This window comes from Cyclobacterium sp. L-R, assembly GCF_056859355.1.
On the sequence record NZ_JBSXOH010000095.1, the window covers coordinates 1 to 22,835 of the forward strand.

Consider the following 22,835-nt stretch of genomic DNA (forward strand, 5'->3'; position numbering starts at 1 on the left):
GTGTTTACGGGAAGTGTTGCAATCGCAAGAAAATCAGGCTGTTTGGAGATTTTAGCATAGCACCGCTATGGTGAAATTGAAAACAGCAACGAAGTGGCTGATTTTAAAGCGATTTCAGCACGTAATAGATTGTCTATTGCATATTTCGGGTTTAACTAATCCTATGATTTAGAAAAGTTTACAAGGCCTGATAGGTTCCCTAATTGTGAAAATGAGAATCGTGTTTCGTGAAAGGAATAGAAGAAAATCAACTTAATACCATACTATAAATTTTAATGAAAAAAATCAAAAAACGAATTAAGGCGGGTGAAACTTTGGCCGGGTGCTGGCTCAATCTTGGTAGTTCTGTAACGGCCGAAATTGTTGGCTTATCAGGTTACGACTGGGTTCTGATTGACCTAGAACATGGAGCTGGAGAACAAACAGATCTCTTACACCAACTTCAGGCTTTGGAACATACACCGGCGGCTTCATTGGTCCGTGTTGAAAGCTATCAAAAGGAAAGAATCCATCGCGTTCTAGATTTGGGAGCCAATGGAGTAATGGTGCCCCGCATTAAATCGGCCACAGAGGCCAAATCAGCCATTGCTGGTATACATTATCCACCTCTAGGAGTGAGGGGAGTAGCCAAAATGGTCAGGGCCACTGGTTTTGGGAAAAATTTTGATGCCTATAAAGAAGGGACCCTGGATAACTTGCTAGGAGTAATTCAAATCGAAACGGTGGAAGCACTTGATGAATTGGATGAAATTGCTTCATTACCTGGAGTTGATGTACTATTTATTGGCCCAGCAGATCTTACAATGGCTTTAGGTATTGATGGAGATTTATCTCATCCCTTATTTATTGATGCCGTAGATAAAATCATAGCAGCAGCAAAAAATGCAGGTAAGGCAGTTGGTATATTAATTTTTGATCCCAATGATTTTGCAAAATACAATGAAATGGGGATACAGCTTATTGCCTGTGGTGCTGATGCCACTTTTGTTGCCAATGGTGCAAGGGCGCTTGCCAGTCAGTTGAATTCGGCTAAGATAAAAAAGGAATAAACACATGTTACAGGATCCTTTAATTATTTTAGTGATTGGCATGGTCATCGTTGTAGGTGGCATAATTGGTGGGAAATTAAATCCTTTTATTGCATTAATATTGGCAGCCTTAGTAGTAGCTTGGTTGACCCCTGCTACAGCAATTGTAGAATTTGCTTTAAGCAAAGGTCAATCTGAAACGGCAGCTAATGCCTTGGCAAATACTTCTATTGGAGAGCGTATTGCTGCTGCTTTTGGAAGTACTGTTGGTAAAATTGGTATTCTGATAGCTATGGCGGCAATTATAGGCAAGGCCATGCTAATGAGTGGGGCGGCGGAAAGAATTGTTAGGTCAATTCTGGGGCTAACTGGTGAGAAAAATGCACCTTTGGCCTTTTTAAGTGGAAGTTTCTTTCTTGGAATCCCCGTATTCTTTGACACTGTCTTTTATCTGATGATCCCTTTGGCGAAAGCCATGGCCATGCGATTGAAGCAGAGTTATTTATTGTTGGTCTTGTGCATTACGGCAGGGGCAGCAATGGCAAATTCTCTTGTACCACCTACTCCTGGCCCCTTGTTTCTAATTGCAGAAATGAATATTCCTATAGGAATGATGATGGTTGGTGGCTTTCTAGTGGGAACAGTTACCATTATAGCGGGATATTTCTTTGCAGTATGGGTTAACAAGCGGAATCCTATTCCATTAAGGGAATCCCTAGATGCTCCCCTAAGTGAAATTGAGGCTTTGGCTAATAAAGATGCTTCGCAGTTACCTTCACTTTCCATTTCCTTGTCTCCGATCCTTGTACCCCTATTGCTAATTACAGGAAGTGCTACCATAAACACTTTCATGGATGTTAATGAAGCAGGTAGCGAAAATATTCTCTTGGTTTTACTTAAGTTTTTTGGCGAGAAAAATATGGCCTTGATTATGGGGGCTATGGCTGCATTGCTGACTTTATTTCTCCAAAGAAATAAATCCAATGATGGAATGAAAGGAGCTGTTCAATCTGCCTTAACCAGTGGTGGAGTAATTATACTAATAACGGCTGCAGGTGGAGCTTTTGGTGCTATGTTACAGCAAACTGGTATTAGTTTACGCATTGCAGACCTAACTTCAGGTTACCAAATGGCCTTGATTCCATTGGCATTCTTTATAACAGCACTTGTAAGAACAGCTCAAGGATCAGCCACTGTTGCCATGATCACTGCTTCGGGAATCCTGTCAGGTATGTCTACCACAGGCTTGGATTTTCATCATTTGTACCTTGGACTAGCTATTGCTTGTGGTTCCAAGCTCGTTCCATGGATGAATGACAGTGGATTTTGGATTGTATGTAAAATGAGTAATCTTACGGAAAAAGAAGCCTTGAGAACCTTTTCCCCATTGCTTACCATCATGGGCATTGTAGGCTTAATAACCATAATGATTGCAGCTAAAATTTTCCCTTTAATTTAAAGTTGATTATAAACCCAAAGTATTATGAAAAACTTCCTTAAAACCCTTCAAAGAAGGAAATTTATGAAACTTTTTGCTTCTGGTACAGCAGGAGCATTGACTACGGCTACAGTAGCCATTGGTGCGGATAGATCAGCCTCCAGACCTTCTTCTATAAAAGCCCAAGCAGCAAAAAAAGTATTGATGAAAGTAGGCTGTCAATCGGGAGGTACTTCCGAAGAAAACCTTGCTTTTAAAGCCAGGCATGGTGTTTATAACATGGACGGTGGAATGCCTAAATTCGTTCCAGGTAAAGGTTGGGACCTGGAAGACTCCTTAAGGAAAAGAGAAGCATGTGAAAAATTCGGAATTAGTTTGGATGCTTATCATCTGCCTTTGACTTCCGCCGGGATCGATCGTGTGGTAGTACCCAATATCATGCTGGGAAAAAGTCCTGAAAGAGATAAGGAAATAGAAATGATCCAACAAATGATTCAGGTTTCTGCAAAAACAGGTGTGAAATTGTTGAATTACAATACCACTATTTTACCTGTGCTGCGAACGGGTAGAACCATTGACCCAATGAGAGGTAATGCTTCCTACAGTACCTGGAATTATGAAGAAGCCCTAAAGCGGGAGCAGCCGCTTACCGTTGCAGGAGATGTAGATGCTGATGAAATCTTTGAAAGAATTGCCTATTTATTGGATAGGATTGTTCCAGTGGCTGAGGAATACAAAGTGCAATTGGGAAATCACATTGCTGATCCACCGGTTCCAGATAAATATAAAGGGATAATGAGATGGAATAGCCCTGAAGTTTTTGAAGGTATGAAGAGGTTTGCTAAATTGTCAGATAGTCCCTATCATGGTTTTAATTTTTGCATAGGGTCTATAGCTGAAGGGCTAAGGGATCCGAAAAATGATATCTTTCCAATCATAGAATATTTTGGAAAGAGTAAACAGATATTCAATGTTCACCTTAGAAATATTAAAGGCAATTACAACAATTTTCAAGAGGTATTTCCCGACAATGGTGAAATGAATTTCTTCCATGTAATGCGGGCCTTAAGAGATGTGGAATTTGATGGCATGGTAATGCCAGATCACGTGCCTACACATGAGGCAGAAGGAGCTAGTTCCCAAGCATTTTCATTTGCTTATGGACACATTATAGGTATACTCCAAGCATTAAAAGATGAGGCCTGATTTCAAAAAAATAACTATCAATAAATAAGTGACCAAATAATAATTAACAAAGAGCAACTATTATGAAGAAAGTAGGATTTATAGGATTGGGAATTATGGGTAAACCCATGGCTATCAACTTAATCAATGCTGGCTACGAAATTAATATTTTAAATAGTAGCAAAGCCGCTGCTGACTTGACGCCTAAAGGAGCAACTGCCTATCACTCTTGTAAAGAAGTAGCGGAAAATTCAGAAATCATTATTACCATGCTTCCGGATTCTCCAGAAGTAAATGAGGTGGTTTTTAGTGATAAGGGTGTTTTAGCAGGAGTCAAATCAGGGAGTATTTTCGTAGATATGTCAACCATTGCACCATCCACAGCTAGGGAGGTTGCAGAAGCCATGCTTTTGAAAGGTGTGGATGCATTGGATGCTCCTGTATCAGGAGGTCAGGTAGGAGCAGAGTCCGGAAACCTTTCGATTATGGTTGGAGGGAAGCAATCTGCTTTCGATGCAGTAAAGCCATTGTTTGAAGTGATGGGTAAAAGTGCAGTTCTCATTGGAGATGCCGGCGCTGGACAATTAACCAAAGCCTGTAACCAAATGATTGTGGGAATGACCATTCAGGCGGTAGCTGAATCTTTCACATTGGCTAAAAAGGCTGGTGTTAACCTTGAAAAAATGCGTGAAGCTCTTTTAGGAGGTTTCGCCCAAAGTAGAATACTTGATTTACATGGTCAAAGGATAATTGACCGGAATTTTGAACCGGGGTTTAAAATAAAATTGCACCGTAAAGACATGAACATAGCCTTAATGGCGGGTAAAGAATTTAAGGTGCCTCTTTATGGCTCTGCCTTGGTAGCCAGTCATATGGATGCCGTATTGGCTGCTGGATGGGATGAGAAAGACCATAGCGCCTTGGCATTGTTAATGGAAAAATTATCCAATGTAGACTAAACCTTCATTCTAAACACTATGAATAAAAATACAGCAGGTAGGGGACCGATCATTAAGGAAATGATCATAACCCCTATCGCGATTAAGGATCCACCGCTATTGAACGCGGCAGGATTACATGCACCATATGCATTGAGAACCATAGTAGAGTTAGTGACAGAGGATGGAATTGTTGGAATTAGCGAAATACCAGGAAACGACGCCATTAATAGTTCTCTGGCTGAGGCTGCCAAAATTATTATTGGTAGAGATGTCTACCAATTTGGCAAACTACAGCAGGCATTGAATGCTCATTTTGGCACCGACACTAGCAAAGACAGGGGAGATGCCCCATGGGATCAAAGAAAACTTGTACATGTTTTTTCAGCCCTTGAAGTGGCCTGCCTTGACATTATAGGAAAGGTGGTTAACAGACCAATAGTGTATCTTTTGGGAGGGAAAATGCGGGATGCCGTCCCTTTTGCCGCTTACCTGTTTTTCAAATACGAAGGTTCTGGAGGAGAGCTCGGTTTTGGAAAAGCACCAAACGCGAGCGGATGGGATGCTGCAAGACAAGAAGCAGCTATAGATCCTAAAGGAATCGTTGCTCAGGCAAAGGCCATGTGTAAAAACTACGGCTTCCAATCCATAAAACTAAAAGGTGGGGCTTTTGAGCCTGAACTTGAGGTGGATGCCATGTTTGCTTTGCACAAAGAATTTGGTGAAGACATGCCATTAAGGTTTGATCCCAATGCCATTTGGAAGCCGGAAACCGCCTTGAAATATGGTAAAAAAATGGTGCCAATCTTGGAATATTTAGAAGATCCTGTTCGTGGACAGGAGGAAATGGCCAAGTTAAGGAAATTAATAAAAACACCTTTGGCGACCAATATGTGTACCACCTCCTTCGATGAAATTCCATCAAGTATTCGATTGGGTGCGGAAGATATTATTCTTAGTGATCATCATTTTTGGGGAGGTTTAAAAGCTTCTATGGAATTGGCAAAACTCTGTAGCACTTTTGATAGAAAACTGTCCATGCATTCCAATAGTCATCTAGGCATTTCATTGGCTGCTATGGTTCACTTAGGTGCTGCATTGCCTGAAGTTCCCTATGCGCTAGATACGCATTATCCTTGGCAGTCTGAAGAAGTGATACTTGGAGGAAGTATATCATTTGAAAATGGGGCTGTAGAGGTACCGAAAGGCCCGGGTTTAGGGGTAGAGTTAGATCGGGAAGCCTTGAAAGTACTTCATCAGCAATACCTTGATTGCGGTTTGTCTAAAAGAGACGATCAGATAGAAATGAGAAAAGTGCAGCCAGGTTGGACTTTTCAAAAAGTAAGATGGTAAAATAATTATGGATAAGGCATTACCAATTTCTTCTAAGATAGTTTTCAAATAAAGTTTTTATTAATTAGCTGATTCAGTATGCAAAAATGGATAAGAAGAAAAGCATTGTTTGCACTATCATTTTTCTTAATTGTAATAATTCATAGTGAAGGACAACAGATAAGTAAAGAAGAAATGCTTTTCCTCACCCCTCAATGGAAAGGTGAACGTTTTGAAGATGGTCGCCCTAAGGTTTCCGATTCACTATTGGAAAGGATGAAGATGGTAACCCACGAAGAAGCCTGGGCTGTTTTAAAGAATGAAGGCTACAAATACCAATATGCCGAACACTGGGAAACTATTCATCCGGATAGTGTCCTGGTGGGTAGGGCACTTACAGCTACTTTTATGCCAGGAAGGCCAGATATCCATGATGCCATTGACAAAAGAGGCAAGGCTGAAGGAAAACGTGGTCAAAACAGTTGGCCCGTAGACCTTTTGGTACCTGGAGATGTTTATGTAGCTGACCAATTTGGTTTGCATGTTGGAGGTCCTACCATAGGAGATAATGTAGGGAATGCCATCTATGCAAAATCCGGAAATGGTATCGTCTATGATGGAGCCATTAGAGATATCAACGGCTTGAAAGCCATAGCTGGATTTGCATCTTATTTTAGTAGTTACCACCCTTCCCATCACAACCAATCAGGGGATCTAAATACCATGTTAATTGGAATCAACAAACCTACCAAAATCAGACAAGTAACGGTAATGGCTGGGGATGTGGTATTGGGCAGAGATGGAGCAGTTACGTTTATTCCACCCCATTTGGCGGAAAAAGTGGTTGTTACCTCAGAAGTAGTCCGCCTTCGAGACATGTTTGGCCACAGTAGAATTAGAGAGGGAATATATACTGCAGGACAAATTGATACGCGTTGGTCTCCGGAAATAGAAAAGGATTTTTCTAAATGGCTCAATGATCATATTGATGACTTATTAATTCCAGAAGAACAGATTCGTGAAATATTAAAAGAAAGGACCTGGTAAAATGGTTTTTTCAATTCCCGGATACTAAAATATTAATTGAATAGTCTTGTGTTAATACATTTAAAATAAGTGTGATAAACCTAGCTGAATTGAATTAAACGCCTCAGTTATTGACTCACTTTTAAGTTTATTGACTGAATTTTAATAGATCGATTTAAACCCAAAATAGATAAGCATGACTAAAAGCATACACCGAAGGTCTTTTCTTTCCAAAGCCGCCTTAACGGGCCTTACTGGATCGGCCTTTTTTTCTAATTATGGTACAGCGCTCTCTGCAGCAGTGGAAATAATGCCCAGGCACTCGAATCCTTCTACACTTAAAATCACTGATGTCAAATGCGGATTCGTTAGGGGAGCCTTATATGTTAAAGTCTACACCAATCAGGACATCTTTGGCTGTGGTGAAGCAGTGGATGCCATACATGGAACCTATCACTTGGTCAAAAGGCTTGGCGGGCAAATCAAAGGAGAAAATCCACTCAACCCTAACCGTCTTGCAGAACAATTAAGAAAGGGAGCCTTTTTTGGTGGAGCCCAATCTGGGGTATTTGTGGCGGTTCTTACGGCTATAGAAACTGCCCTTTGGGACATTACAGGCAAAGTCTTTGGTGTTCCTGTTTACCAGTTATTAGGAGGTAAGTTTAGAGATAAAATCAGGGTGTATTGTGATACTGCCCTGTACACCTCTAGAAACCCAAGTCCTGAAGATTATGCGAAAGCTGCCAGAGGGGCGGTGGATAGGGGATATACCGCAGTAAAGTTTGATGTAGACGATGGGAGGGATCCCAACAAATACGATCGCTTCAATTGGACCGCAAGCCCCGCGGAGATAGATAGGATGTACAATGCCATTGCTGCGGTGAGAGAAGAAGTCGGCAGGGGCATCGATATTTGTGTGGACATGCACGGCAGGTATGATTATATAACGGGTGTTAAAATGGCCCGAATGTATGAAGACCTTGATTTAATGTGGTTGGAGGAACCAATACCAGCTGACAACCCTAATCTCTACCAAAAACTCACCCAACAGACCAGTACACCTATTTGCACGGGTGAAAATGTTTACCTGGCTTATGGTTTTGTCAATATACTAAAAGAGGGGGGTGCTGACATTGTCATGCCAGATATTCAGAAAGCTGGGGGATTAGGAGAAGCTCAGCGAATCGCAAACCTTTCCAATTTATTTTATGTGCCTTTTAGTCCTCATATGGTGGCCTCCTTTTTAGGAGCCATGGCATCTTGCCATGTATGTGCCTCTGTTCCTAATTTTCAGATTATGGAATGGCAGATTTATATGGATACAGATCAGATGTGGCAGGACATAGTGACTTACGATGGTGAAAGAACTTCTGACGGATTCATTAAACTCTCTGAAAAGCCCGGAATTGGAGTAGAAATCAATGAGGAGGGGATGAGAAAATATGCAGTCAAAGATGTACCTTTTTTTGAATAATAAAATTACTTAAACCAATAACTATGAAACCAATAGATAACCCAAAATTTAGTAACCTTTTCAATTTACCTAACTCATTTAAAAAGGAGGAACCTCAAAAAACAATAGCGCCTCAAGAGACAGGAATTCCTGATCGAAGATCCTTCCTTCAGAAAGCGGCTCTAGGAGGATTGGGACTTGGTGCATTCATGTCCTTGCCAATTGAGGATACGCTTGCTCATTCCATGCAAAATGTCAATCGAAATTCTAATCCCTCAGATTTGAGAATTACGGATTTGAGAATTGCAGAAGTGGCAGGCGCACCTATGCGTTGTCCAATTATCCGAATCGATACCAACCAAGGGATTTATGGTTTGGGGGAAGTTAGAGATGGGGCGAGTGCAAGATATGCGCTAGTTTTGAAAAGTAGAATTCTTGGTGAGAATCCATGTCAAGTAGAGCGATTATTTAAGAAAATTAAACTTTTTGGAAACCATGCCAGACAAGCTGGTGGTGTTTGTGGTATTGAAATGGCTTTATGGGATTTGGCAGGTAAAGCCTATAATGTACCAATTTATCAAATGTTGGGAGGTAAATACCGAGATTCAATTCGTCTTTATTCAGATACCACCAAGTCCAATGATCCTGAAGTATTTGCCGATAGGTTAAAAGCCCGAAAAGACAAAGGCTATACCTTTCTTAAAATGGATTTTGGTGTGGAGATGGTAAAAGACAATGAGGGATCTGTTGTCAATACCAGAGCCTTTGAAAAAGGCAAATCATGGGATTCAGAATATGGTAGCTATGGTAGAACAGGACACCCATTTACAGGAGTCCAAATAACAGATAAAGGGATTGCAGAAATGGTTGAATTTGTTGCTGCAGTAAGAAATAAAGTTGGTTATGATATCCCCTTAGCGGCGGATCATTTTGGTCATTTTGATTATAAAGAATGTATCCGCTTAGGAGAAGCCTTAGAGCCATATCGGTTGGCTTGGCTAGAAGACATGGTTCCTTGGTTTTATACAGAAAAATGGAAGCAAATAACAAATGCCATTAAAACGCCCACCTTAACAGGTGAAGATATATTTCTCAAGGAGGAGTTTATCAAGTTGATTGAAGCTCGTGCTATCGATATGATACAACCTGATTTGGCATCCTCAGGAGGCATTTTAGAAACAAAGAAGATTGGAGATTACGCGGAAGAACAGGGCATACCTATGGCCATGCATTTTGCTGGCACCCCAGTTTCTTTTATGGCAAATATTCATTGTGCGGCTGCTACGGAGAATTTTATAGCACTGGAACATCATTCTGTGGATATTCCCTGGTGGGAAGACATGGTGAAAAATATCCCCAAACCATTGGTAATTGATGGGTTTGCCAAAGTACCGGAAGGTCCGGGCTTAGGAATTGAATTGAATGAAGAGGTGATTAAGCAACACTTACAAGAAGGTACTGAGTACTTTGCGCCTACTGATGATTGGAATACTGATCGATCAAATGACAGGTGGTGGAGTTAAAACCTAGTCTCCGTTTATGTAGGTTCAAATAATTTAGATTGGAGACTGGTTGTTTTATTACTTTCTTTTCAAGAAATTCACATTTAAATAGTATAAAACCTGATTATGATGAATAAGATTACGCTTGCTTGCCTCGTATGTCTATCGACATTTACGCTAGAGAGTTTTGCCCAACAAATTTCACCTACACCAGATCAAATCAAAGCTTTGACTGTAGAATGGGAGGGAGAAAGATTTCCTGATGGAAGACCAAAAGTTTCTGATGAATACCTTGAAAGACTTAAAGCCATATCCATGGAAGAAGCCTGGGGAATTTTAAGAAACAAAGGTTATAACAATCAGTTTGAAAACGATTGGATAATTTTAGATGACAATGAAGTTATGACTGGTCGGGCAGTTACTGCCCAATATATGCCTTTTAGAGAGGATGTAAATAACATGGTTAAGAAAGTTGGTAAAGAGGAGGGGAGAGCCCAATCCGGAGGTACCAATTCCTGGCCAATCGATGGATTAGTTGAAGGTGATATTTATGTTGCTGATAGCTATGGTAAAATTGCAGATGGAACTTTGATTGGAGACAATCTTGGAATCGCTATATATACCAACTCAAAAAGAGGTGTTATATTTAATGGTGCAGTGAGAGATATGGCTGGTTTGGACAAGATTGAAGGTTTCAATCTTTGGATAAAAGGTCATGATCCGTCCTACATCCAGGAAATGATGTTAACTACTATTAACTATCCAATTAGAATGGGAAGGGCTACTGTATTGCCTGGCGATGCAGTTTTGGCTAATAAATGGGGAGTAATATTCATTCCAGCTCATTTGGTTGCAGATCTTGTGATCAATGCAGAATTCACTGCGCTTAGGGATCAATTTGGTCACCTTAGACTACAGGAGAAAAAATATACTGCCGGAGAAATTGATAGCCGATGGAGTGAAAAAATCAAAAGTGATTTTATGAATTGGCTAAACAGTAAAAATGATCTACCTATGAGTAAGGCTGAACTTGATGCCTACTTGAAGGATAGAAACTGGTAAACCAATTGAAAGCCCTCCCTTGAAAATCAAAGGAGGGCTTATATTTTTCTAGGTTTTTAAACATTAGTCAATTTACATGACTAATGTTTAAGACAAGATAAACTAATTAAGATAATTACAGTGTAGTGGAATTAATTCCCGCATGATTTATGCCCTTCAGTAGTTTAATCCGGATTATGTAATAGGATTTCTCCGTCCTGACCAATGTCAGGGGTGAAGCCTGTCCCGTGTTTACGGGAAGTGTTGCAATCGCAAGAAAATCAGGCTGTTTGGAGATTTTAGCATAGCACCGCTATGGTGAAATTGAAAATAGCAACGATTGGGTATTTTGAAGCGATTTCAGCACGTAATAGATTGTCTATTGCATATTTCGGGTTTAACCCTCTCTAAATCAATTAGTAGTTAGTTATTTCTGATTTGACCTATCTGAGATGTCCCTAATAATTCTGTCCAATTCTTTAGAAGAGTCCATGATATAATCTAAAATTTCTTGGAGTTCATCGCCCGAATAATTCATACTATTTTGGAGATTTATTAAACCCATAATCCTTGCTACAGGAGCTCGTACTACGTGAGATTGTTTCCAGGCAATTTCCCTTAATTTCTTATTTTGCATTTCTATTTCAGCAATATGATTAACCTTATCAGTAATATCCTTGGCAAAACAAGCTGCACCAGATACAAACTTCTTACCTTCCACCATATCTATTATAGGATAGAGTCCAATTTGAAATGTTTTAGGTTCTAGCCCTATTCCTTTGGGTGAAAAAGTAAGGTTTTGCTGAAAACCAGCTAAAACTTGATCAAATATACCCTGCCAATAATTTATATACTTCTTGTTAGAAGGTATATTAAATGGTTCACCCAGTTTAAACCTGTGCCCAGTAGACCTTTCCATTTCATCAAAATAGGCCTTATTAGCCATTATCAGTTTATATTGATCATCTATGGCCCAAATAAGGTCTTTTGTACTGTTGATAACATGCTCTTGAAGTAACTGAACCTCAGCCAATTTTTGCTGATGTTTTATTCTTGAGGTAATATCTTTAAAATATACTGCAATGCCATTCTCCTTCGGAAACGAAGATATTTCAAGCCAGATGTCCATACCAGGATAATAATCAACAAATTTCCTTTCCTCGCGAGTTTCCATGGAGATAACATATTCATTAAATAACTTAAGATCAATTGCATCACTGTAAACCTCCCATAGGTTTTTTCCAACAATATTCTCCCGGCATTTAAGAAGTATTTTTTCAGCAGCTTTATTCCAATAGGTAACAATCCAGTTTTTATCAACAGCAAAAAAACCATCTGTGATGCTTTCAAGTATGTCTTCCCGGTCCCTGTTGGATTTTTCTAGCCTTAATTTATACATTTCTTCATTAGTGATGTCGTAATTAATACCTACCATTCTACTAGGAGTGCCAGCATCATCTCGCAAAATTTTGGCCATGGCCTTCATAATTCTAATTTCACCTGTCTTTGGCAATTTTATTTTATATTGAGTATTGTATTCGACTTTATCTTCAAGAGCTTCTTGTATAATTTTAATATGCTTTTCCACCTCATCAGGAAGTAAAAAATTTTGCCACGTTTGATAATCTATCCTTAAATTATTTTCCTTTAAACCATATAGACTTTTCATGGTATCATTCCATATAACAATATTCTCCTGAATATTCCAGTCATAGATACCTATCGAAGCAGCTTTGGAAGCTAGTTTATAGCGAATATTTGCATCTTCTAATTTTTCCTCTACCTTTTTTCGTTCATTGATGTCCTGAATGCTACCGTAAATTCGAAAAAGCTTGCCATCTAACCATTCCGATTCAGCGTGAATCCTTACCCATAATGAATTCCCTAAAAACGTGACTATTTGAGCATCAACTTCAAAATGCTTTATTTCACCTTTTATGGCTTTGCCTACTTTTTCTTCGATTAGGTCTCTTGAATATCCTTCCTTATAAAAATTTATAGCTGTTTGTAGTTCTGGTTCATAGGCATCATCCAATTCATGGATTACTCTTGTCATGTGTGACCAATAAACGCTGTTGTTAGCAATGTTTACTTCCCAGGTTCCCATTCGAACTATTTCATGAGTTCTTTTTAATAATTCCTCTGAACCTTTCTGTTTAGTTATGTCCTTGCCTACGAAATAAATATAAAACCCAGAAAAAAGAAGGGTAGCTGAAATATTAATCCATTTTAATTGGTCATTGATCAATAGAGGTACATCTACATCTTCAATTGTTTTAGTCTTGTTTAAATTTGCTAAAAATTGATCAAATTCAGCTTGATAATCCTGAGGAATCATTTTACGAAAAGATTTGTCAATTAAATCTTTTTCAGTGCAATTGAGTGTTTTAGCAGTTTGTAAGTTTCCTTTTTTAATTTCTCCTTTATAATTGGTAATAAACAGCAGGTTTGGTGTTAGATCGAAAAAAGTCTTTAATTCATCCTCTGTTTTCATTCGCTTCAATTCGGCACCCAATTGAAGACTTATTTTTTCGAAGAGCATAAAATGTGAGGTTAATTTTATTTTCTTTTTTTGAGAAAATAATGTAATTACCCCAACCAGGAATTTATCATGGTAAACAGGAATCGCTACGGCAGTTTTTAATTTATATTTTAGAAAGGATTTATTATCGGTAAACCCTGGATGATTTTTTAAATCTTCCCAGATAATGATTTCACCTTTTTCCCAAGCTAACCCTGGCAAGCCTACACCGATTTTTACTTCACTAAAGACATTTTTTCCATCAGAATTGTCACCAAAATCAAAGTTTTGTGCACAAGAAATAACTTTATTGAGCCTACTATTGTCAATATTCATTATCCAACCTTCTGCAAGTTTTAGATCTGTGTATACTAAAATTATCTTCAGTAATGCTTCGAATCTTCCTCCAAAATCTTTAGGTTGACTTACAGCCAAAGCCATTCTTTGAAATATTTCCTTTAATTCATTTTCCTTTTTTTTGTAAGTAACCTCGTCCTGCTTTAATGGTTTTTTTTCTACTCGGTTTTCAGACTTCAAGGGCTTTAACCCTAACTTTTGGCTATTCATGGAGAACCTTAAGGCTTTGTATAATTGTACTTTATCAAAAGTTTCTTTTATAAGTACGTCCTGTATTCCCTCCTGAATTAATTTAATATAAAAGTTTAGTTCAGAATTAGAGGTTAGTGCTATTATTGGGGTTTGGCCTAATTTTAGCTTTATTTCAGCTAAAATTTCATTTCTATTGGATTGAGGTAAATTTAAATCACAAATGACTAAATCATAATGATTTGAAGTAACTTCTCCAATGGTTTTATACCAGTTAAGTTGGGTTTTATCAATACCTATCTCTTCAAACTTCTCTTTTAAAAGCATGTAATCCTCCAATACACCCACTATCACCAAAACCTTCTGAATATATAAATTATTCATAATATTATTGTTAGGTCAGGATTTATCCTACTACACTATATGGTTTATAATTGGATTAAATAATTAGTCCTCCTTTAAGATTAAACCTATTAATCTTGATCGAATTATAGAACCTTAATTTGGCATGATAGGTTTAGCCTTCATAAATTGTTTCTATATTCAACATAGTAACTAATTAAACATTTTTTGTAATAAATATAGTATTTTGGACACTTTTAATTTTATTACGTGAAAAGTATATCAAAAATTAATTAATAAGGTATTTAATTTTCACCCTTTTTTTAATGATAAAATACATTAATAACTAGATGTGAATATGCTGTTGGTATAAAGAGGCCCCTAGGCTGAAGGATTAGCTTAAGACAGCTGTTTTCGATCCATTCATGGCTTTCAATTTATAAACTTTAATATTGGTGTTTTTTTTCTAATAGTAATACCAAAGAATCCCTATGGAAATAAAAAAATACAGCACCTAATTTTAAAAGAGAGATGGCTAAGTAAAATATACTACAAGCGTTTAAACAACTTAAAAGTGCAAATTTGCTTAAAGGGATAAGGAAAAAATTATATGAAATTCAGGATAAACTCAAAGTTAAAGTAAAAAAAGGGCAGTGATATTACTGCGCTTTTTTAATTTATTTGATTGGGAAATTCTCATTATTCTTGGTGTTTTCTACTCTTATTATCTCAGTGACCACATATTCACTAGCACCACGCCATGGGATTGGGTTGAGGAATTCTTTATACCGTAATTCTACAAATTTTCCTCCTGCTCTTTCCAATACGGAAGCCAAGGAGTCTCCATCAGCGCTAAACCGAAATTCATTACTTTGAAGGGCTCCAGGATTTGGACTTTGAAATCCATCTTGTACCAACCTTCCTTCCCAGGTTTTAAATATAAAGCCTTTCTTTTCGAAGTAGTTCAGATTACCAGCTTTAACACCTTCAGCAAATACAAAATAATACCTCCACCAGAATACACCCACAAGGATGATTAACACCAATACCGAAACTGGACCAATAAATTTTTTCATTTTGATTTTACTTGAAGTTAAGCCTCGTCAAAGATACTAATAAATCACAAATTTTGTATATTCAAACATTATATGTACAAACCCAAAATTATATGAGTACTATGCTGATTATTATAATAGTTGCCGTCGTTATTGGCTTCTTTTTAGTTTCATTATACAACAAGCTTGTTGCGTATAAGAACAACAGAGAAAATGCTTTTGCTGATATTGATGTTCAATTGAAGCAAAGGCATGATTTGATTCCACAGCTTGTAAGTAGCGTAAAAGGCTATATGGATCATGAGGCTGGGGTCTTGACTCGTGTCACCGAAGCAAGGTCAAAAGCAATCAATGCAACTTCAATTGATGGGAAAATTGCCGCTGAACAGGAATTAGGAGCAGCCTTACAGGGCTTGCAAATTCAGGTAGAAGCCTATCCAGATCTTAAAGCAAGTTCAAACTTCTTGCAATTGCAAAATGAAATTTCAGATGTTGAAAACAAACTTGCAGCTGCAAGAAGATACTTCAACTCTGCCACCCGAGAATTCAATGTGGCCGTTCAAAGTTTTCCTTCCAACTTGATCGCTGGAATGTTTGGCTTCCATACTGAAAAAATGTTTGACGTGGGAGAGGTAGAAAGAGAACGTCTCGACAAGGCTCCTGACATTAAATTTTAAAATGTAAATGGCAGGATACATTGGAATACAAACCCAAATTAGGAGAAACAATACACGTTCTGTCTTACTACTAATAGGTTTTCCGCTATTGATTTTGGCTTCGGTATATGCTTTTTTATACCTTACCATTCCTCAGGATGAATACAATGTGTCAATAAATGAATTGTTTGCTAGCACTATACCTGGGGTGCTCATTGCCGTGGCAATATGGTTTGTTATTGCCTTTTTTTTCCATTCTCGTATGATACAAGGGGCAGCAGGTTCAAAGCCTTTGGAGAGAAAGGAAAATATGCGTGTATACAATTTGGTAGAAAACCTATGTATCAGTAAGGGAATGAAAATGCCCAAGGTAAATATCATTGAAGACCCGGCTTTCAATGCCTTTGCAAGTGGCATCAATGAGAAAACTTATACCGTAACACTTACCAGGGGTATAATTGAAGCACTCACTGATGAAGAACTTGAAGGGGTAATTGCCCATGAATTGATGCACATTAGGAATAAGGATGTACGGCTCTTGATTATATCTATCATTTTCGTTGGTATTTTTTCTTTTGTTGCTCAAATACTGTTTCGTAATATGCTTTTTGGTGGGGCAAGAAGGAGGGGTAAAAATGACGGTCGCGCCGTACTTATTGCCATGGCCATTGCCTTTGTCGCTTATCTTCTAAGTATGCTATTTCGTTTTGCTATTTCCAGAAAAAGGGAGTATATGGCAGATAGTGGGGCTGCTGAAATGACGAGAAACCCACTTGCTTTGGCATCTGCATTGCGAAAAATAGCAGGCAACTATCAGGTGAAGGGAGTGAAAAGTGATGATGTTGCTGAATTGTTTATAGAAAACAGACCCGATAAATCATCAGGCATTTTATCGGCTATTTCTGGGCTATTTGCTACTCATCCTCCAATAGAAAAACGCATTGAAATTTTAGAAAATTTTTAATATTGTAACCTACTGTATTTATAAAGCATGAATTTTATTGATTATTATAAATTGTTGGGTATAAATAAGACTGCCACCCAAGAAGAAATAAAGAAAGCTTATCGGAAAATGGCTAGGAAATACCATCCTGATCTAAATCCGGATGATAAGGAAGCGAAAAAGCATTTTCAGGCCGTAAATGAGGCCAATGAAGTGCTTAGCGATCCTGAGAAGCGAAAGAAATATGATCAATACGGTGAAAATTGGAAAAATCAGGAAGCCCATCAAAGTTCTGGTAATGCGGGAAGAAGGGGTGGCCAACAGCAACAATACAGCAATGCTGATTTCGAGGAAGCCTTTGGACAAGGAGGTTTTTCAGATTTCTTTGACTCCATGTTTGGTGGGGGCGCTGGCAGGAGGTCATCAGGATCTAGTATAAAATTTAAAGGGCAGGATCTTCATGCCACGCTTGAACTTCAATTGCGGGATGTCCTGGAAGCGGACAAAAGAACCCTGGATATCAATGGCAAAATGATCAGGCTTACCATCAAGGCTGGTGTTGAAGATGGACAAACCATAAAAATTAAAAATCATGGGGGAGAAGGTGTAAATGGAGGGCCAAAAGGGGATTTGTACATCACTTTTAAAATAGCCCCAGACCCAGAATTTAAAAGAGAGGGTTCAGATTTACACAAAGAAGTACCCGTAGATTTATACAAAGCCATATTAGGAGGGGATATCATCGTTTCCACCTTAACTGGAAAGGTGAAATTGAAAGTGGCTCCAGGAACTCAGAATGGTACTAAGGTGAAGCTCAAAGGTAAAGGTTTTCCCGTTTATAATAAGGAGGGAGCTTTTGGGGATTTGTATTTGACCTATGTGGTCAAAATACCTAGTACACTTACCTCCGAGGAGAAAAAATTATTTGAACAATTGGCTAATCTTAGAAACCATGAATAATTTAAGTGAAGAACATGTTTCATTGGAACAGTTTTGCCGATCCTGCAATATAGAAACGACCTTTGTATATTCTTTAGCAGAGCAAGACTTGTGTGAAATCATTTTTATCGAAGAAAAAACCTATGTTTTACAAGAGGATTTACCACTGTTAGAAAGACTTTCTAGGCTACATTATGATATGGAAATAAACATGGAGGGTTTATATGCTATCGCTCATCTACAGGAAAAAATCGAAAGTTTAAAGGAAGAAGTAAGGTCCTTATCTAGAAAACTAGACAGACATCAATAATGTCAAAAAAGTAGGTCGTACCAGGCTCGAACTGGTGACCTCTGCCCTGTCAAGGCAGCGCTCTGAACCAACTGAGCTAACGACCTAATTTGAGATGCAATTATACATGATATCACCGAATAAGGCAATCAATTGCTGGTAAATCTATATCAATCAATAAGAATACATGGAAGCGATTTACTTATGGCTTCTTCTCATGCTCGAAGACTTTGGAAAAAGGTCTAGTAAATAAATGAGCGAAGATGGTTGTTTTTAGTGGTTGATGGACTAATTTTTATGGGCAAAATAGAGGTGTTCTTGTCCATTTTGGTTTAGAAGGTCAGTACAAAAGAAGTTTCTTTACCAGGAGTGGAATGTACCCTAATGCTCCCTCCATGCAAATGCATTATTTGCTTGGACAAACTTAAGCCAATTCCTGTTCCACCTTCCTTGGTAGTAAAAAAGGGTACAAATATTTCATCAATTTGATCCGCTAAAATACCTGGTCCATTGTCTTTAACTTCTATGTATTTTCTGCCTTGGGCATTGATGGCTGCTTTTATTGTCAGTATACCATCTTCTTTGGCTTGCATTGATTGAATGGCATTTTTGGAAAGGTTGATCAATACCTGTGCAATTTGTTTTTCATCCAAGAAAAACTCTAAATCCTCAGGTTCTACCAAAAGGTTAATTAGGACCTTTTGCTTACTATTTTCCATTCGCATCAATACTTTCAATCGATCAAGTAATGATTTTATTTGTACCAATGATTTGTCCGGACTTGGGAGATCAAGGAAGCTTCTATAAGACTTAACAAAGTCCATTAAATCTTCTCCCTGAATACGAATTACATTTAATCCTTTAACGGTGTTTTTTATTTGATCTTCATTTAAATTTTCCCATCTCAACTCTCCAGTTTCATCAATCTTATAGTAATTTGATAAAGATTCTGAAATTGAGGTGATAGGAGTTATGGTATTCATGATTTCATGGGTAAGCACCCTAATCAGGCGTACCCATGAATCGGTTTCTTTTTCGTCCAATTCTTTGTGGAGATCTTGTACGGTCACTAGGAGCAATGCTTTGCCTTCCATTTGTATGGGTACAGCCTTGAAAAACAATTGGTTTTTTTCGCGCTCATTTACCAATTGGTAATACTTCTGTTCAAAAGGACCAAGGTTTTCAATTAACTCAAATAATTTTTGATCAATTTGTTGCAGTTGTTTGACATGCAAAAGTGGTCTGAAGTTGAGAAGTTTTTCCAAAAAGGGATTTGAAAAAAGAATATGTCCTTTCTCATCAATGGTCATAATGCCTATGTCTATCTGCTTTAAAATTTCCTGGTAATACCTTTCCCTCGCCTGAAGTTGTAATTGTACATCCTGAATCAGTTGGTTTACCCGGTTTAAACTGCTGTTCAGTTCTTTAAAAGATTGAATGGAGACTTTTTCTGGAAAACGTAGGGTAAAATCTTCATTTCTAATGGCGTCGAAAAAATAGGCTATTTTTCTATTGGTCTTATTTATATAAGTGATTAGGACGTAAGTTTGAAAACCTATGCTTAATAACAATGCAACACCCAAACTGTACCATTGAGTCACAATAAAATAGGCCGAACCTAAAGCTGATACTGTGATCAAAAGTACCCTGATGATCAATTGAAAATAGAAATTTCGGCTGGCCATCAGTCTCTGATTTTTTTTATTTTATTGTATAAAGTTTGCCTTGATATTCCCAATCGTTCAGCTGCTAGCGTATAATTTCCATCACATTTTTTGAGTGTGTTTTCTATCATCAAGGCTTCCATTTCTTCTAATGAACCGGGGAAAGAGTCAAATGAAGAGATGGCTGCTGAATTTAGGAAAAAGTCGGATGGTTTTAACACATTTCCTTCACTTAGGATCACGGCTCTTTCCATGGTATGTTGCAATTCCCTAACATTTCCTGGCCATTTGTATTTCAGCAGCTTTTCCTCAGAAGATTGGTTCATACGCAGACCTGGTTTACCATATTTGTGCATAAATTTTTCCAAGAAATACTGGCACAAAACCAGAATGTCATCTCCTCTTTTTCTTAAAGGAGGGACATCTACATGAATGGTGTTGATTCTATACATTAAATCCTCCCTGAAAAGCCCATCACTAACCATTTTTTCAAGATCACAATTGGTCGCACATATAAGCCTTATATCCACTGGCACTGGCTTATTTGAGCCTACTCTTACTATGGTTCTGTTTTGAATGGCGGAAAGTAATTTGGTTTGCATTTTCAAAGAAAGATTTCCAATCTCATCCAGAAATAAGGTACCACCATCAGCCGCCTCAAATTTACCTATACGTTCTTCTTTGGCATCTGTAAAGGCTCCTTTTGAGTGACCAAACAGCTCACTTTCAAACAGAGTTTCTGAAATGGACCCCATATCCACGCCTATAAATATTTCATTACTTCTTTGCGAACACCTGTGAATTTCTCTTGCTATTAACTCTTTACCCGTACCATTTTCTCCCGTTACCAAAACATTGACATCTGTCTGAGCTACTTTCCTAGTCAGTTTTAAAGCGTTTTTAATGGCTTCAGATTGCCCTATTATAGCATGGTTATGTTGGTTTATGACTTGCTTGAGGTTGTGTTCTTTTTTTTGAAGTTGGATGACTTGCTTTTGGGACTTTTTGAGTTGGTATGCTGATCTGACAGTTGCCAGCATGCGTTCATTGCTCCAGGGTTTTAAAATAAAATCTACCGCACCATTCTTTATTGCCTTTACGGCAAGGTCTATGGAGCCATAGGCAGTCATCATTATTACAGAGATGTAAGGAGCTTTTTCTTTGATCTGATTGAGCCAAAAAAGCCCCTCATTTCCAGAATTGACTCCCGCGGAAAAATTCATGTCCAACAATACAATGTCTATATCAGAAAATCCTGGATAAGATGGTATCTGCTTAGGATTGTTTAGTGTTGCTACATGTTTGTATTCAAACTGTAATAAGATCTCCAAAGCACTCAACATGCTTTTGTTGTCATCAATCACCAGAATTTTAGCATCGATCATCTTTGTATTCAATTAGTACTGGGTTAAAACTACTATTCCTCTGGATAACCTGCTAAAAAGTGTCAAATTTTTTGACAAATCACGTACAATTATTTTACAACTCACCTTGAATTTAATAGATAAGTAGTCATAAATAACTGTATATCAGCACAATAATAATTCTGGCATGAGGCTGGTATAAGTGTTTCACAGAATTATTAACGTATGGCACTAAGATTAAAAGCATTTCTACTTCTACTAAGTTTTTTTACCTTGAAGGTACAAGCACAATCATCCTGGTCTTTGGAAGAATGTGTGGCCTATGCAATGGTACATAACCTGGAAGTAAAGGATTTTGAATATGTCTCCCAATCAGGCAAGGAGAACTATAGGCAATCAATTAGAAACCTACTTCCCCGAATAGATGCGTCTACGGGATACAACATAAATTATGGTAGAAGTACTGATCCATTCACCAATGATGTGGTTACCAATGAATTCTTTTCCAATGGATATTCTCTAAGTTCCTCAATTGATTTGTTTCAGGGATTTCTTAAAATGAATGCCATTAAAACCTCTCGATTTATATATGAGGCAAATCTACAGGAAACCTTACAACAAAAATATTTACTTGCCTTTAGGGTGATGCGTGCATTTTATGACGTTCGCTTTTATGAGGAATTGGTAGAAGTTGCCAAAGGACAAACAGAGGTTTCTCAGGCAAATTATAATTTGGTAAAAAGACAAATTGAGTTAGGTTTAAAAGCAGGTGCTGACCTTTATGAATCAGAATCACTTTTACTGTCAGACAAGCTTAACCTTACCCAAAGTGAAAACAAGTTGGAACTAGCAAAGCTTCAATTGATGCAAGAGATGAACTTAGAGGATAGAGATAATTTCTACGTCGCAAGGAAAAAGCAAGAGGATGGTTTTCAGCAGGTTTTCCAAGCCATTCATACTGATTCCATCTACCAACAGGCAGAAAGCTTCCTGCCCTTGCTTAAAGCACAGGAATTTCGCGTAAATGCTGCCAGAAAACAGATCGATGTAAACAGGGCTTACCTGTATCCGTCACTTTCACTTTATGCCAATATTGGAACGGGGTATTTTCAAACAACAAGAGATACTTTAGGGAATACAATAGAATTCAGGAATCAGATCAGGGACAATACCTACAGAGCGGTTGGTTTGAGTTTAAATATTCCAATTAGCAGGGGATGGTCCACAAGATCCCGAATCAAACAAAGTAAAATTGATCTGCTTAGGGTAGAAAATAATTTTGAAATTCAAAAACAGACTGTCTATAATGATATTCAGCAATTGGTAGTAGAAAACAAAGCCCTGCAGAATGAATATGCTCAAAGCCTGCAGAAAGTAAAAGCTCAAGAACTTGCATTTCTTATTGCTCAAAGACGATATGAAAAAGGGCTTATTAGTATTTTAGAGCTAACAAGTGCAAAAAATCTATTTTCTGCTGCCCAAAATGAGAACTTGGAAGTAGGCTTGCGCCTTGAAGTAAATAACAGTACCATCGATTTTTATAGGGGAGTATCCCTTTTTAACATTCAATAAC

At 38.0% G+C, this 22,835-nt stretch carries 18 protein-coding genes and 1 tRNA gene; 14 read left to right on the forward strand and 5 right to left on the reverse strand.

Going from position 1 to position 22,835, the window contains the following annotated elements; translation table 11 throughout:
• The first annotated feature begins 275 nt into the window (after window positions 1-275).
• The 9 genes from AC13EX_RS20110 to AC13EX_RS20150 all read left to right on the forward strand — a co-directional run bounded on the left by AC13EX_RS20110 (window position 276) and on the right by AC13EX_RS20150 (window position 10,964).
• Window positions 276-1,049: an HpcH/HpaI aldolase family protein gene (locus AC13EX_RS20110; protein ID WP_048643543.1), complete on the forward strand. Its 774-nt coding sequence runs from the start codon at window positions 276-278 to the stop codon at window positions 1,047-1,049.
• A 4-nt stretch (window positions 1,050-1,053) separates the two neighbouring features.
• Window positions 1,054-2,487: a GntP family permease gene (locus tag AC13EX_RS20115; RefSeq protein ID WP_048643544.1), complete on the forward strand. Its 1,434-nt coding sequence runs from the start codon at window positions 1,054-1,056 to the stop codon at window positions 2,485-2,487.
• Window positions 2,488-2,511: 24 nt separating this feature from the next.
• Window positions 2,512-3,672, forward strand: coding sequence for a mannonate dehydratase (locus tag AC13EX_RS20120; RefSeq protein WP_482894062.1), 1,161 nt, complete (start codon window positions 2,512-2,514; stop codon window positions 3,670-3,672).
• Between the two features lie 62 nt (window positions 3,673-3,734).
• On the forward strand, window positions 3,735-4,610 hold the full coding sequence (locus AC13EX_RS20125) for a 2-hydroxy-3-oxopropionate reductase (protein ID WP_048643546.1): 876 nt from the start codon (window positions 3,735-3,737) through the stop codon (window positions 4,608-4,610).
• A gap of 18 nt (window positions 4,611-4,628) precedes the next feature.
• The gene (locus AC13EX_RS20130) at window positions 4,629-5,942 is read left to right on the forward strand and encodes an enolase C-terminal domain-like protein (protein WP_482894063.1); all 1,314 of its coding nucleotides are present in this window, start codon (window positions 4,629-4,631) and stop codon (window positions 5,940-5,942) included.
• Between the two features lie 78 nt (window positions 5,943-6,020).
• Complete coding sequence (locus AC13EX_RS20135) at window positions 6,021-6,968, forward strand: RraA family protein (protein WP_482894064.1); 948 nt, start codon at window positions 6,021-6,023, stop codon at window positions 6,966-6,968.
• A 175-nt stretch (window positions 6,969-7,143) separates the two neighbouring features.
• Window positions 7,144-8,421, forward strand: a complete 1,278-nt coding sequence (locus tag AC13EX_RS20140) for a mandelate racemase/muconate lactonizing enzyme family protein (RefSeq protein WP_482894065.1) — start codon at window positions 7,144-7,146, stop codon at window positions 8,419-8,421.
• Between the two features lie 23 nt (window positions 8,422-8,444).
• Complete coding sequence (locus AC13EX_RS20145) at window positions 8,445-9,923, forward strand: mandelate racemase/muconate lactonizing enzyme family protein (protein ID WP_482894066.1); 1,479 nt, start codon at window positions 8,445-8,447, stop codon at window positions 9,921-9,923.
• 105 nt (window positions 9,924-10,028) lie between these two features.
• Window positions 10,029-10,964 carry an RraA family protein gene (locus AC13EX_RS20150; RefSeq protein WP_048643550.1) on the forward strand — a complete coding sequence of 312 codons (936 nt, stop codon included), beginning with the start codon at window positions 10,029-10,031 and terminating at the stop codon, window positions 10,962-10,964.
• A 406-nt stretch (window positions 10,965-11,370) separates the two neighbouring features.
• On the opposite strand, the gene AC13EX_RS20155 is transcribed toward AC13EX_RS20150, so the two are convergent.
• Window positions 11,371-14,394, reverse strand: coding sequence for a PAS domain S-box protein (locus AC13EX_RS20155; RefSeq protein WP_482894067.1), 3,024 nt, complete (start codon window positions 14,392-14,394; stop codon window positions 11,371-11,373).
• 635 nt (window positions 14,395-15,029) lie between these two features.
• Entirely contained in the window at window positions 15,030-15,428 is a 399-nt protein-coding gene (locus AC13EX_RS20160; RefSeq protein WP_048643552.1) for a hypothetical protein, read from the reverse strand.
• A 92-nt stretch (window positions 15,429-15,520) separates the two neighbouring features.
• On the opposite strand from AC13EX_RS20160, the gene AC13EX_RS20165 reads away from it, so the two are divergent.
• Genes AC13EX_RS20165 through AC13EX_RS20180 form a run of 4 tightly spaced genes read left to right on the forward strand, consistent with a single transcriptional unit; the run spans window position 15,521 to window position 18,255 of the window.
• Entirely contained in the window at window positions 15,521-16,084 is a 564-nt protein-coding gene (locus AC13EX_RS20165; RefSeq protein ID WP_048643553.1) for a LemA family protein, read from the forward strand.
• A gap of 7 nt (window positions 16,085-16,091) precedes the next feature.
• Complete coding sequence (locus tag AC13EX_RS20170; protein ID WP_048643554.1) at window positions 16,092-17,027, forward strand: M48 family metallopeptidase; 936 nt, start codon at window positions 16,092-16,094, stop codon at window positions 17,025-17,027.
• Between the two features lie 27 nt (window positions 17,028-17,054).
• On the forward strand, window positions 17,055-17,966 hold the full coding sequence (locus tag AC13EX_RS20175) for a DnaJ C-terminal domain-containing protein (protein ID WP_482894068.1): 912 nt from the start codon (window positions 17,055-17,057) through the stop codon (window positions 17,964-17,966).
• Window positions 17,959-18,255, forward strand: coding sequence for a chaperone modulator CbpM (locus AC13EX_RS20180; protein WP_482894069.1), 297 nt, complete (start codon window positions 17,959-17,961; stop codon window positions 18,253-18,255). Before AC13EX_RS20175 ends, AC13EX_RS20180 begins: the two co-directional genes overlap by 8 nt.
• Before the next feature lie 11 nt (window positions 18,256-18,266).
• Here AC13EX_RS20180 and AC13EX_RS20185 read toward each other — a convergent pair.
• The 3 genes from AC13EX_RS20185 to AC13EX_RS20195 all read right to left on the reverse strand — a co-directional run bounded on the left by AC13EX_RS20185 (window position 18,267) and on the right by AC13EX_RS20195 (window position 21,283).
• Window positions 18,267-18,341: transfer RNA gene (locus AC13EX_RS20185), tRNA-Val, on the reverse strand.
• Between the two features lie 225 nt (window positions 18,342-18,566).
• Window positions 18,567-19,919: a sensor histidine kinase gene (locus AC13EX_RS20190; protein ID WP_482894070.1), complete on the reverse strand. Its 1,353-nt coding sequence runs from the start codon at window positions 19,917-19,919 to the stop codon at window positions 18,567-18,569.
• Entirely contained in the window at window positions 19,919-21,283 is a 1,365-nt protein-coding gene (locus AC13EX_RS20195) for a sigma-54-dependent transcriptional regulator (protein WP_482894071.1), read from the reverse strand. Before AC13EX_RS20195 ends, AC13EX_RS20190 begins: the two co-directional genes overlap by 1 nt.
• A 204-nt stretch (window positions 21,284-21,487) precedes the next feature.
• On the opposite strand from AC13EX_RS20195, the gene AC13EX_RS20200 reads away from it, so the two are divergent.
• Window positions 21,488-22,834: a TolC family protein gene (locus AC13EX_RS20200; protein ID WP_482894072.1), complete on the forward strand. Its 1,347-nt coding sequence runs from the start codon at window positions 21,488-21,490 to the stop codon at window positions 22,832-22,834.
• Window position 22,835: the final 1 nt, after the last annotated feature.

What these genes read in the sequence shown, in the direction of transcription:
- AC13EX_RS20180 (WP_482894069.1), top strand. Translation starts at nt 17,959, where the DNA reads ATGAATAATTTAAGTGAAGAACATGTTTCATTGGAACAGTTTTGCCGA.
- AC13EX_RS20160 (WP_048643552.1), bottom strand. Translation starts at nt 15,428, where the DNA reads ATGAAAAAATTTATTGGTCCAGTTTCGGTATTGGTGTTAATCATCCTT.
- AC13EX_RS20135 (WP_482894064.1), top strand. Translation starts at nt 6,021, where the DNA reads ATGCAAAAATGGATAAGAAGAAAAGCATTGTTTGCACTATCATTTTTC.
- AC13EX_RS20115 (WP_048643544.1), top strand. Translation starts at nt 1,054, where the DNA reads ATGTTACAGGATCCTTTAATTATTTTAGTGATTGGCATGGTCATCGTT.
- AC13EX_RS20155 (WP_482894067.1), bottom strand. Translation starts at nt 14,394, where the DNA reads ATGAATAATTTATATATTCAGAAGGTTTTGGTGATAGTGGGTGTATTG.
- AC13EX_RS20170 (WP_048643554.1), top strand. Translation starts at nt 16,092, where the DNA reads ATGGCAGGATACATTGGAATACAAACCCAAATTAGGAGAAACAATACA.
- AC13EX_RS20140 (WP_482894065.1), top strand. Translation starts at nt 7,144, where the DNA reads ATGACTAAAAGCATACACCGAAGGTCTTTTCTTTCCAAAGCCGCCTTA.
- AC13EX_RS20120 (WP_482894062.1), top strand. Translation starts at nt 2,512, where the DNA reads ATGAAAAACTTCCTTAAAACCCTTCAAAGAAGGAAATTTATGAAACTT.
- AC13EX_RS20200 (WP_482894072.1), top strand. Translation starts at nt 21,488, where the DNA reads ATGGCACTAAGATTAAAAGCATTTCTACTTCTACTAAGTTTTTTTACC.
- AC13EX_RS20110 (WP_048643543.1), top strand. Translation starts at nt 276, where the DNA reads ATGAAAAAAATCAAAAAACGAATTAAGGCGGGTGAAACTTTGGCCGGG.
- AC13EX_RS20165 (WP_048643553.1), top strand. Translation starts at nt 15,521, where the DNA reads ATGAGTACTATGCTGATTATTATAATAGTTGCCGTCGTTATTGGCTTC.
- AC13EX_RS20175 (WP_482894068.1), top strand. Translation starts at nt 17,055, where the DNA reads ATGAATTTTATTGATTATTATAAATTGTTGGGTATAAATAAGACTGCC.
- AC13EX_RS20190 (WP_482894070.1), bottom strand. Translation starts at nt 19,919, where the DNA reads ATGGCCAGCCGAAATTTCTATTTTCAATTGATCATCAGGGTACTTTTG.
- AC13EX_RS20130 (WP_482894063.1), top strand. Translation starts at nt 4,629, where the DNA reads ATGAATAAAAATACAGCAGGTAGGGGACCGATCATTAAGGAAATGATC.
- AC13EX_RS20145 (WP_482894066.1), top strand. Translation starts at nt 8,445, where the DNA reads ATGAAACCAATAGATAACCCAAAATTTAGTAACCTTTTCAATTTACCT.
- AC13EX_RS20125 (WP_048643546.1), top strand. Translation starts at nt 3,735, where the DNA reads ATGAAGAAAGTAGGATTTATAGGATTGGGAATTATGGGTAAACCCATG.
- AC13EX_RS20150 (WP_048643550.1), top strand. Translation starts at nt 10,029, where the DNA reads ATGATGAATAAGATTACGCTTGCTTGCCTCGTATGTCTATCGACATTT.
- AC13EX_RS20195 (WP_482894071.1), bottom strand. Translation starts at nt 21,283, where the DNA reads ATGATCGATGCTAAAATTCTGGTGATTGATGACAACAAAAGCATGTTG.